Below are 9,227 nucleotides of genomic sequence, written 5' to 3'. Positions count from 1 at the left end.
CGCAGTTCATCGCCGACGGCGGCTACCGGCGCCCGGAGCTGTGGCTGTCCGACGGCTGGGCGGCCGTGCAGGCCGGCGGCTGGCGCCATCCGCCGTACTGGCTCGCGCCCGACGACCCGCGGCTGGCCATGCACGGCCTCGGCGGCGCCGGCCACGTCGGCGGCTGGCACGTGTTCGGCCTGGAAGGGCTGCGCCCGATGGCGCCCGAGGCGCCCGTGACGCAACTGAGCTTCTACGAGGCCGCGGCCTTCGCCGAATGGGCCGGCGCGCGCCTGCCGACAGAGGCCGAGTGGGAGGCCGCCTGCGGCCTGGACGGCTTCACGCAGGCCGCCGGCCATGCCTGGCAGTGGACGCGCTCGGCCTACGACCCGTACCCCGGCTTCCGGCCGATGCCCGGCATCGCGGCCGAGTACAACGGCAAGTTCATGGTCGGGCAACTGGTGCTGCGCGGCGGCAGCCTCGCCACGCCGCCGGGCCACGCGCGGCCGACGTACCGCAACTTCTTCCCGCCGGCCGCGCGCTGGCAGTTCAGCGGCCTGCGCCTGGCCAAGGATCGCGCATGACACCCCCTTCCGCACTTTCATCTTCCGATGCCCGCCGCGACGATGCCGGCGATGGCGCCTTCGCGCGCGAGCTGCTGCAGGCGCTCTCGCAGCGGCCGCGCCGCATCTCGCCCAAGTGGTTCTACGACGCGCGCGGCTCGCAGCTGTTCGACCGCATCTGCGAGCTGCCCGAGTACTACCCCACCCGCACCGAGCTGGACATCCTCCGGCGGCACGCGGACGAGATCGCGCAGCGCATCGGCCGCGGCGCCGAGATCGTGGAGTTCGGCGCCGGCTCGCTGGTCAAGGTGCGGCTGCTGCTGGACGCACTGGAGGCGCCGCGGCGCTACCTGCCGATCGACATCTCCGGCGAGCACCTGGAGGCCGCGGCCCGGCAACTGCGCGCCGACCATCCGGGCCTGGCGGTGCAGCCGGTCGTGGCCGACTACACGCGGCCCTTCGCGCTGCCCGCGCCGCTGCCGGGCCAGGGTCGGCGCGTGGGCTTCTTCCCCGGCTCCACGATCGGCAACTTCGAGCCCGAGGAGGCACTGACATTCCTGCGGCAGGCGGCGCGGCTGCTGCGCGGCGGCGGCCTGCTGCTGGGCGTGGACCTGGTCAAGCAGCCGGCGCTGCTGCATGCCGCGTACAACGACGCGCAGGGCGTGACGGCCGCCTTCAACCTCAACCTGCTGGCGCGCGCCAACGCCGAGCTGGGCGCCGACTTCGACCTCTCGGCCTTCGACCATGCGGCCTTCTACAACGCGCCGCTGCACCGCATCGAGATGTACCTGCAGAGCCGCCGCGCGCAGGCGGTCAAAGTGCAGGGCCGCCGCTTCGAGTTCGAGGAGGGCGAGACGCTGCACACCGAGTACTCGCACAAGTTCACCATCGAGGGCCTGCGCGCGCTGGCGGTGCGCGCGGGCTTCGGCATCGGCCCCGTGTGGACCGATCCCGAGCGCCTCTTCAGCGTGCATTGGCTCCCGGCGGCACAATAGTCGCCCCGCGCCGGCCCCTGCAGCCCGCGCGGCTGCAACAGAGGTCTGTTCACATGAAAGCCACCTGGAACGGCGTGACCATCGCCGAGAGCGACGACACCGTGCTCGTCGAGGGCAACCACTACTTTCCGGCCGAGTCGCTGCGGCAGGAGTACGTCACCTTCAGCAACAACCACACCGTGTGCCCGTGGAAGGGCACGGCCAGCTACTACTCGCTGCTGGTCAACGGCGAACTGAACCCCGAGGCCGTGTGGTACTACCCCGACCCGAAGCCCGAAGCCGAGATGGTGCGGGGCCGCGTCGCCTTCTGGAAGGGCGTGAAGGTCGAGCCGTGAGTGCCGCACGGCCGTTCCGAAGGGGCTCGCACCCGCAGTGCGACGCACGGAGGGTCATCTGATGAGCGCGGCGGTCTACAGCCCGCCCTTCACGCCGCCCGAGGAACTGGCCACCGCCCTGCGGCAAGAGGGCTACGCCGTGCTCAGCCCGAAGGGCACCAGCGACTGGCTGGGCCGCCCGCTGGACGAACTGCAGGCCCTGCATGCCGACTGGGACCGGCTGCCGCCCGACGAATACCTCAAGGACGGCGGGCGCTACCGCACGCGGCGGCACTCGTGCTTCGTCGCCGAGGGCGAGGCGCTGGAGCAGGTGCCGCACCGCGCGCACTGGCAGCCGGTCGAATACAACGCGCTGCACGGCGGCATGCAGCGCTGGTTCGCGCCGATGGAAGACGCCACCGTCGCGCGGCCCGCATGGCGCGCACTGCTGCAGCGGCTGGCCGGCGCGGCGAGCGCGCTGCGCGGGCCGCAGCGCTGGTTCATCGAGGCGCACCAGTTCCGCATCGACACCGAAGGCGGCATCGGCCGGCCGACGCCCGAGGGCGCGCACCGCGACGGCGTCGACCTGGTGGCGGTGGCGCTGGTCGGCCGGCACGGCATCAAGGGCGGCGAGACGCGCGTGTTCGAGGGCCGCCGCGGCGAGCGCTTCACCCTGGCCGAGCCGTGGACGCTGATGCTGCTGGACGACGCGCGCGTGATCCACGAGTCCACCCCCATCCAGCCGCTCGCCGAGGGCGAGAAGGGCTGGCGCGACACGCTGGTCGTCACCTGCCGCGCCGGAGGCTTCCAGGGCTGACGCAGCGCAAGGGCTCGTCCGATATCGCCGGGGGCCGGCGCCGCGGCCCGGGCGTCCTACAGGGCCCGCGCGGCCGGCACGCTACATTCGGGGCGTTCGTCGCGCCTGCCCCCAGCGGGGCGGGTGCGAGATGCCAACCAGACAACGCGAGGTACGTCATGTTCAATCACATCCTGGTTCCCATCGACGGCTCCGAAACGTCCATGCTCGCGGTGAGCAAGGCCAGCGGCCTCGCGCTGGCCTTCGGCAGCCGCATCACGCTGATCCACGTGATCGACAACTACCCCTTCATCGGCGTGGGCGCCGACTATGCGCTGGGGCAGAACGAATACCTGGCCGCCGCCACGGCCAGCGCCAACGCGGCGCTGGCGCGCGGCGTGGCGGCGCTGGCGGCCGAGGGACTGCACAGCGACCAGCGCGTGATCGACGGCCACGTGGTGCACGAGGGCATCGTCGACACGGCCGCCGCGCTGGGCGCGGACCTGATCGTGATGGGCTCGCACGGCCGCACCGGCATCGAGAAGCTGCTCCTGGGCAGCGTCACGCAGCGCGTGCTGCAGGAGTCGCAGGTGCCCGTGCTGGTCGTCAAGGGCAGCCTCTGACGTCTTCCCGGCCGAAGGGCGCCGGCCGCTCGAAGCGCATCGCCTGCCCCGTGGCCGGGTGGCGCAGCTGCAGCACCGTCGCATGCAGCAGCAGCCGCGCCGCCCGCGCCTGCACCCGCGCATCGCCGTAGAGCGCATCCCCGAGGATCGTGTGGCCGATGGAGGCTAGGTGCACGCGCAGCTGGTGCGAGCGGCCCGTGTGCGGCTCCAGCAACAGGTGCGATGCGTCCTGCTGCGGCCAGGTCTCCAGCGTGCGCCAGCGCGTGAGGCTGGGCTTGCCCTCGGGGTCGATCTTCTGCAGCGGGCGGCGCGGCCAGTCGGCCATCAGCGGCGCGTCGATCGTCTGCCAGTGCCGGCTGTCGGCGATGCCGTCGACGATCGCCTCGTAGCGCTTCCACACCTGCCTGCCGGCGAAGGCTTCGCTCAGGCGGCGCTGCATCTCGGCGCCGCGCGCCATCAGCACCAGGCCGCTGGTGGCCATGTCCAGTCGGTGCACGACCAGCGCATCCGGCCAGCGGCGCTGCACGCGCGCGCTCAGGCAGTCCTGCTTGTCCTCGCCGCGCCCCGGCACGCACAGCAGGCCGGCGGGCTTGTCCAGCACCAGCAGGTGATCGTCTTCATGGACGAGGGTGAAGTCGTCAGCTTCCACGCGGGTGAGTGTAGGTATGCTCAAAAGCGATGCCCGCCTCCGACCCCGCGCCCGCCCGGACCGACTACAGCTTCTCCGACCTGACCCGCGAGCGTCCCTTCATGCACCTGTGGTGCGCGCGCATGCTGGGCACGGCAGCGCAGCAGATGCTGATGGTGGCGATCGGCTGGCACATGTACGACATCACCGGCAGCGCCTGGGACCTGGGCCTGGTGGGCCTGTTCCAGTTCGTGCCGGCGCTGGTGCTGGCGCTGTACGCCGGCCACGTGGTGGACCGGCATCACCGCGGCCGCATCCTGGCCGCCTGCCTGGCGGCGCAGGGACTGGTGGCGCTGGCGCTGCTGGGCGCGCACGGCGCCGGCCTCGACACCCGGGCGCTGCTGCTGGGCCTGTCGCTGGTGCTCGGTGCGGTGCGCGCCTTCCAGATGCCGGCCCAGCAGGCGCTGGTGCCGCTGCTGGTGCCGGTGCTGATGCTGCCGCGCGCGATGGCCTTCAGCTCCGCCGGCCAGCAGGCGGCCGTCATCGGCGGGCCGGCGCTGGGCGGGCTGCTGTTCGTCGCGGGCACAGGGGTGGTCTACGGCGCCTGCGTGCTGTTCTTTGCCGCCGCCTGCCTGCTGGCGGTGCGGCTGCGCTATGCGCACAGCGCGCCGCCGCGCGAGCCGGTGACGGCGGCCACGCTGCTGGCGGGCGTGCGCTTCATCTGGCTGCGCAAGCCGGTGCTGGGCGCCGTGTCGCTGGACCTGTTCGCGGTGCTGCTCGGCGGCGCGGTGGCGCTGCTGCCGATCTATGCCCGGGACATCCTGCACACCGGCCCCTGGGGGCTGGGCCTGCTGCGCGGCGCGCCGGCGGTCGGCGCGCTGGTGATGTCGGTGCTGCTCACGCGCCGGCCGGTGGAGCGCCACGTGGGCCGCACCCTGCTGCTGGCGGTGGGCGCCTTCGGCGTGTGCATGGTGGTGTTCGGGCTGTCGAGGAGCTTCCTCGTCTCGATGGCCGCGCTGGCCGTCTCGGGCGCGGCCGACATGGTGAACGTGGTGATCCGCCAGACGCTGGTGCAGTTGGAGACGCCGGACGCGATGCGCGGGCGGGTGAGCGCCGTGAATTCGATCTTCATCGGCGCCAGCAACCAGCTCGGCGAGTTCGAGTCGGGGGCCACGGCCGCGCTGCTGGGGCCGGTGGGCTCGGTGGTGGCGGGCGGCATCGGCACCATGCTGGTCGCGCTGTCGTGGTTCCGGCTGTTCCCTTCGCTGGCGAAGCGCGACCGCATGGTCGGCTGAGGCAGGGCCCTAGGCCCTGCGCTCGTACCACGCGCCGGACCGGTTCACGACCGAGACGACCAGGAGCATCACCGGCACCTCGATGAGCACGCCCACCACGGTGGCCAGCGCCGCACCCGACTGGAACCCGAACAGGCTGATGGCGGTGGCCACGGCCAGCTCGAAGAAGTTGCTGGCCCCGATGAGCGCCGAAGGGCCGGCCACGCAGTGGGCCACCCCGAGCCGGCGGTTGAGCAGGTAGGCCAGGCCGGCGTTCAGGAAGATCTGGATCAGGATCGGCACCGCCAGCAGCGCGATGACCAGCGGCTGCCGCAGGATCGCCTCGCCCTGGAAGGCGAAGAGGAGCACGAGCGTGAGCAGCAGGGCCGCGATCGACCACGGCCCGAGCCCGGCGGCCACCGCCTGCAGGCGCGCCGGTCCGCCGCGCAGCAGCCGGGCCCGCAGCGCCTGGGCCAGGATCACCGGCACCACGATGTACAGGCCCACGGACAGCAGCAGGGTGTCCCACGGCACCGTGATGGAGGACAGGCCCAGCAGCAGCGCGACCAGCGGCGCGAAGAGCACCACCATCAGCGCATCGTTGAGCGCGACCTGCGACAGCGTGAAGTACGGATCGCCCCTGCACAGCTGGCTCCACACGAACACCATCGCCGTGCACGGGGCGGCGGCCAGCAGGATCAGCCCGGCCACGTAGCTGTCGAGCTGGTCGGCCGGCAGCAGCGGGGCGAACAGCTGCCGGATGAACAGCCAGCCCAGGAGCGCCATCGAGAAGGGCTTGACCGCCCAGTTCACGAACAGCGTGACGCCGATGCCGCGCCAGTGCGTCCTGACCTGACCGAGCGCGCCGAAGTCGATCTTCAGCAGCATCGGAACGATCATCACCCAGATGAGCAGGCCCACCACGATGTTGACCCTGGCCAGCTCCAGCGCCGCCACGGCGCGGAAGGCCGCGGGGAACAGCTGGCCCAAGGTGATGCCGGCGACGATGCACAGCGCCACCCAGAGGCTCAGGTAGCGCTCGAAGAAGCCGATGCCCGGCAGCGGCGCCGGCGCGGCGGCGGCCGGCAGGGATGCGCCGCTCATGCGTCGGCCAGGCCGCGCGCCGTGCTCTGCAGCACCATCCGGTCGAGGCTGGCGGCCGGCAGGTTGACCAGCAGCTCCAGGCGGCGGCGGATGGCGTGCAGGGTCTGGCGGAAGGCTTCCAGCCGGTGGGCCTCGTCGCCTTGCGCCTCGGACGGGTCGGGATAGCCCCAGTGCGCCGTGGCCGGCCGGCCGGGCCAGTATGGGCACGCCTCGCCGGCGGCGTTGTCGCACACGGTGATGACCAGGTCCATGCGGGGCGCATCGGGCAGGCCGAACTCGTCCCAGCTCTTGCTGCGCAGCCCGGCGGTGGAAATGCCCGCCTTCTCCAGGACGTCGAGCGCCATCGGGTGGGGCCGCTGGTTGCCGCGCGGGCTGCTGCCGGCCGAATACGCCTTGAAGCGGCCGGCGCCGATGTGGTTGAGCACCGCTTCGGCCAGGATGCTGCGCGCCGCGTTGTGGGTGCAGAGGAACAGGACGTGGAGGGTCATGGCGGGGCTCTCTAGCAACAGGCGCGGGCCCCGGCATCCACCTCGCAGGCCGCGCCGGCGCAGCAGTTCTCGGTGAGGTAGGCCAGGAGGGCATTCATCTGGTCGAACGCGGCGCGGTAGATGAGGTTGCGGCCGCTGCGCTCCTGGGTCACGAGGCCGGCGTGCGCCAGTTCCTTCAGGTGGAAGGACAGGCTGGTGGCGGGCACGTCCATCGACTCGGCGAGGGTGCCTGGCGTCAGGCCCTCCGGGCCGGCGACCACCAGCGCCCGGAACACCCGCAGGCGCAGCGGCTGGGCCAGGGCGCCAAGGGACTGGATGACGGCTGTTTCTTCCATTATTCAATAATAGTCGAAATATAGAATGAATCAAACCGGTGTCCGCCGTGTGAGCGGGGAGGCCGCTCAGTCGAACAGCGAGAAGGCCAGCGGCGCGTCGATCACCACGCCGCTGCCGCGCGCCTCGGCCACACAGGGCAAGATCCAGCCTTCGGCGCGCTCCTCGCGCGTGACGCCGGGCCACTCGACGGTGTGCTCGACCGTGCCTTCGAGCACCCGGCACAGGCAGGTGCGGCAGGTGCCGTTGCGGCAGGAGCTGGGCAGCTCGATGCCGGCGTCCTGCGCCGCCAGCAGCAGGCTGCGGCCGGGCGCGGCCTCGAACCGCAGGCCGCTGGGCCGGAGATGGACGGTGCTGGACATGGCGCGGCATTGTCGGGCAGGCGCCGGCGGGCGGGCGGCGACAATGGCGCGCCGTTTTTCCTCTTCTTCTCCGCTTTCCCGCATGTCTCCCTACGAAGTCTGCCCCGCCGAACAGCGCGACGCCAAGGCGATCGCCGACATCCACGCCGCCGCCGCCCGCGCCGCCTACCAGGGCATCGTGCCCGACGAGCAGCTCGACGCCCTGGCGCCCGCCACCCGCGAGGCCAAGTGGCGCCAGGCCATCGAATTCGCCGAGCCGCAGGTGCACGTGGCGGTGCAGGGCGACACCGTGGTCGGCTTCGTCGGCTTCGACCGCTCGCGCGACCCCAAGACCAAGCCCACCGTCGGCGAGATCTGGTCGCTGTACGTCCACCCCGACCACTGGGGCAAGGGCGTGGCGCTGCAGCTGTGGGAGGCCGCCGAGGAGGGCCTGGAGGACGAGGGCTGCACCAGCGTCACCGTCTGGGTGCCACTGCGCAACGAGCGCGCGCTGCGCTTCTTCGAGCACGAGGCGGGCTTCAAGCGCGAGATGAAGACCGCCAAGACCACCGCCCTGGGCACCATCCGCATCGAGGAAGTCCGCCTCAAGCGCGACCTCGGCTGATCCAGCACGCATTCCTCCCATGGCCTCCAGTCTGCTGCTGCTGCTCGACGACATCGCCTCGGTGCTCGACGACGTTTCCGTGCTCACCAAGGTCGCGGCCAAGAAGACCGCCGGCGTGCTGGGCGACGACCTGGCGCTCAATGCGCAGCAGGTCACCGGCGTCAATGCCGACCGCGAGCTGCCGGTGGTCTGGGCCGTGGCCAAGGGTTCGCTGGTCAACAAGGCGATCCTGGTGCCGGCGGCGCTGGCCATCGCCGCCTGGCTGCCGTGGCTGATCACGCCGCTCCTGATGCTCGGCGGCGCCTTCCTGTGCTTCGAGGGCGTGGAGAAGCTGGTGCACCGGTTCCTGCACAAGGCCGAGCACGCGGCCGAGGTGGAGCGCCACGTGCAGGCGATGGTGGAGGGCGGCGCCGACCCGGCGCGGATGGAGAAGGACAAGGTCAGGGGCGCGATCCGCACCGACTTCATCCTCTCGGCCGAGATCATCGTCATCACGCTGGGCGCGGTGACAGGGCAGCCCTTCTGGACGCAGCTCGCGGTGCTGGTGGCGATCGCGCTGGCGATGACGGTGGGCGTCTACGGCCTGGTGGCCGGCATCGTCAAGCTGGACGACCTGGGCCTGCACCTGAGCCGCAAGCCGGGCGGCGGCGCCCAGGCCGCGGGGCGCGCCATCCTCGCCTTCGCGCCCTGGCTGATGAAGGCGCTGTCGGTGGTCGGCACGGCGGCGATGTTCCTGGTCGGCGGCGGCATCCTGGTGCACGGCGTGCCGCAGGTCGGCCACGCGGTGGAGGCATGGGCCATCGATGCCGGCGCGCTGGTCGGCTCGCTGGGCTCCCTGGGTTTCAACCTCGCGGTGGGCCTGGTCGCCGGCGCCATCGTGCTCGGCGCGGTCGAACTGTTCAAGCGGCTGCGCGGCGGCGGCAGGGCGCCGGCGCACTGACGGGCTGCGCGGCGCCGCTTCAGCGCCGGCGGCGCACCAAGGCCACCACGATCATCGCCACGCCCAGCACCAGCGCGAACCAGCCCACCGTCTGCGCGCCGGCCACCATGTCGCGCCACGCCGGCGAGCGCAGCATGTAGGGGCCGAGCAGCACGGCGGCGCCGATGAAGGCGCACATGGCGCCGCGCAGCAGCATCTGGTCGTTTTTCATCGCCGGGCCGCCC

14 protein-coding genes are annotated in these 9,227 nt (G+C 72.1%); 8 read left to right on the top strand and 6 right to left on the bottom strand.

Annotation, left to right across the window (positions count from 1 at the left end; translation table 11 throughout):
- From ACIY1X_RS16695 to ACIY1X_RS16675, 5 genes are all read left to right on the top strand, one after another.
- On the top strand, positions 1–563 hold a 563-nt coding region (locus ACIY1X_RS16695), incomplete at its 5' end, for an SUMF1/EgtB/PvdO family nonheme iron enzyme (protein ID WP_399682516.1).
- Positions 560–1,537: an L-histidine N(alpha)-methyltransferase gene (gene egtD / locus ACIY1X_RS16690; protein ID WP_399682513.1), complete on the top strand. Its 978-nt coding sequence runs from the start codon at positions 560–562 to the stop codon at positions 1,535–1,537. The genes ACIY1X_RS16695 and egtD, both read left to right, overlap by 4 nt.
- A 53-nt stretch (positions 1,538–1,590) precedes the next feature.
- The gene (locus ACIY1X_RS16685) at positions 1,591–1,872 is read left to right on the top strand and encodes a DUF427 domain-containing protein (protein ID WP_399682511.1); all 282 of its coding nucleotides are present in this window, start codon (positions 1,591–1,593) and stop codon (positions 1,870–1,872) included.
- Positions 1,873–1,933: 61 nt separating this feature from the next.
- The gene (locus ACIY1X_RS16680; protein WP_399682508.1) at positions 1,934–2,668 is read left to right on the top strand and encodes a 2OG-Fe dioxygenase family protein; all 735 of its coding nucleotides are present in this window, start codon (positions 1,934–1,936) and stop codon (positions 2,666–2,668) included.
- A gap of 158 nt (positions 2,669–2,826) precedes the next feature.
- Positions 2,827–3,270, top strand: coding sequence for a universal stress protein (locus ACIY1X_RS16675; protein ID WP_038203201.1), 444 nt, complete (start codon positions 2,827–2,829; stop codon positions 3,268–3,270).
- Here the strand turns inward: ACIY1X_RS16675 and ACIY1X_RS16670 are convergent.
- The gene (locus ACIY1X_RS16670; RefSeq protein WP_399682505.1) at positions 3,254–3,919 is read right to left on the bottom strand and encodes an RluA family pseudouridine synthase; all 666 of its coding nucleotides are present in this window, start codon (positions 3,917–3,919) and stop codon (positions 3,254–3,256) included. The two genes, ACIY1X_RS16675 and ACIY1X_RS16670, sit on opposite strands and share 17 nt — an antisense overlap.
- A gap of 29 nt (positions 3,920–3,948) precedes the next feature.
- On the opposite strand from ACIY1X_RS16670, the gene ACIY1X_RS16665 reads away from it, so the two are divergent.
- A complete protein-coding gene (locus ACIY1X_RS16665) occupies positions 3,949–5,193 on the top strand; it encodes an MFS transporter (RefSeq protein ID WP_399682502.1) in 1,245 nt (414 codons plus the stop codon).
- 9 nt (positions 5,194–5,202) lie between these two features.
- Here the strand turns inward: ACIY1X_RS16665 and arsB are convergent, their stop codons facing one another.
- The 4 genes from arsB to ACIY1X_RS16645 all read right to left on the bottom strand — a co-directional run bounded on the left by arsB (position 5,203) and on the right by ACIY1X_RS16645 (position 7,459).
- The gene (gene arsB, locus ACIY1X_RS16660) at positions 5,203–6,276 is read right to left on the bottom strand and encodes an ACR3 family arsenite efflux transporter (protein ID WP_399682500.1); all 1,074 of its coding nucleotides are present in this window, start codon (positions 6,274–6,276) and stop codon (positions 5,203–5,205) included.
- On the bottom strand, positions 6,273–6,764 hold the full coding sequence (locus ACIY1X_RS16655; RefSeq protein ID WP_399682497.1) for an arsenate reductase ArsC: 492 nt from the start codon (positions 6,762–6,764) through the stop codon (positions 6,273–6,275). Before ACIY1X_RS16655 ends, arsB begins: the two co-directional genes overlap by 4 nt.
- Positions 6,765–6,775: 11 nt before the next feature.
- Entirely contained in the window at positions 6,776–7,099 is a 324-nt protein-coding gene (locus ACIY1X_RS16650) for an ArsR/SmtB family transcription factor (RefSeq protein ID WP_399682495.1), read from the bottom strand.
- Between the two features lie 66 nt (positions 7,100–7,165).
- On the bottom strand, positions 7,166–7,459 hold the full coding sequence (locus tag ACIY1X_RS16645; protein WP_399682492.1) for a 2Fe-2S iron-sulfur cluster-binding protein: 294 nt from the start codon (positions 7,457–7,459) through the stop codon (positions 7,166–7,168).
- An 82-nt stretch (positions 7,460–7,541) separates the two neighbouring features.
- On the opposite strand from ACIY1X_RS16645, the gene ACIY1X_RS16640 reads away from it, so the two are divergent.
- A complete protein-coding gene (locus ACIY1X_RS16640) occupies positions 7,542–8,063 on the top strand; it encodes a GNAT family N-acetyltransferase (RefSeq protein WP_399682489.1) in 522 nt (173 codons plus the stop codon).
- 19 nt (positions 8,064–8,082) lie between these two features.
- On the top strand, positions 8,083–9,003 hold the full coding sequence (locus ACIY1X_RS16635) for a DUF808 domain-containing protein (RefSeq protein WP_399682487.1): 921 nt from the start codon (positions 8,083–8,085) through the stop codon (positions 9,001–9,003).
- A gap of 19 nt (positions 9,004–9,022) precedes the next feature.
- Here ACIY1X_RS16635 and ACIY1X_RS16630 read toward each other — a convergent pair.
- A partial coding sequence (locus ACIY1X_RS16630) for a hypothetical protein (RefSeq protein ID WP_399682484.1) occupies positions 9,023–9,227 on the bottom strand: 205 nt, incomplete at its 5' end.

This window comes from Xenophilus sp. (assembly GCF_044462705.1).
Lineage (GTDB): Bacteria > Pseudomonadota > Gammaproteobacteria > Burkholderiales > Burkholderiaceae_C > Xenophilus > Xenophilus azovorans.
Note: the sequence above shows the minus strand (reverse complement) of the source record. Positions and strands in the feature narration are given on the sequence as shown.

Coding starts and splice junctions, on each gene's coding strand:
- egtD (WP_399682513.1), top strand. CDS start 560: ATGACACCCCCTTCCGCACTTTCATCTTCCGATGCCCGCCGCGACGAT.
- ACIY1X_RS16685 (WP_399682511.1), top strand. CDS start 1,591: ATGAAAGCCACCTGGAACGGCGTGACCATCGCCGAGAGCGACGACACC.
- ACIY1X_RS16680 (WP_399682508.1), top strand. CDS start 1,934: ATGAGCGCGGCGGTCTACAGCCCGCCCTTCACGCCGCCCGAGGAACTG.
- ACIY1X_RS16675 (WP_038203201.1), top strand. CDS start 2,827: ATGTTCAATCACATCCTGGTTCCCATCGACGGCTCCGAAACGTCCATG.
- ACIY1X_RS16665 (WP_399682502.1), top strand. CDS start 3,949: ATGCCCGCCTCCGACCCCGCGCCCGCCCGGACCGACTACAGCTTCTCC.
- arsB (WP_399682500.1), bottom strand. CDS start 6,276: ATGAGCGGCGCATCCCTGCCGGCCGCCGCCGCGCCGGCGCCGCTGCCG.
- ACIY1X_RS16655 (WP_399682497.1), bottom strand. CDS start 6,764: ATGACCCTCCACGTCCTGTTCCTCTGCACCCACAACGCGGCGCGCAGC.
- ACIY1X_RS16650 (WP_399682495.1), bottom strand. CDS start 7,099: ATGGAAGAAACAGCCGTCATCCAGTCCCTTGGCGCCCTGGCCCAGCCG.
- ACIY1X_RS16645 (WP_399682492.1), bottom strand. CDS start 7,459: ATGTCCAGCACCGTCCATCTCCGGCCCAGCGGCCTGCGGTTCGAGGCC.
- ACIY1X_RS16640 (WP_399682489.1), top strand. CDS start 7,542: ATGTCTCCCTACGAAGTCTGCCCCGCCGAACAGCGCGACGCCAAGGCG.
- ACIY1X_RS16635 (WP_399682487.1), top strand. CDS start 8,083: ATGGCCTCCAGTCTGCTGCTGCTGCTCGACGACATCGCCTCGGTGCTC.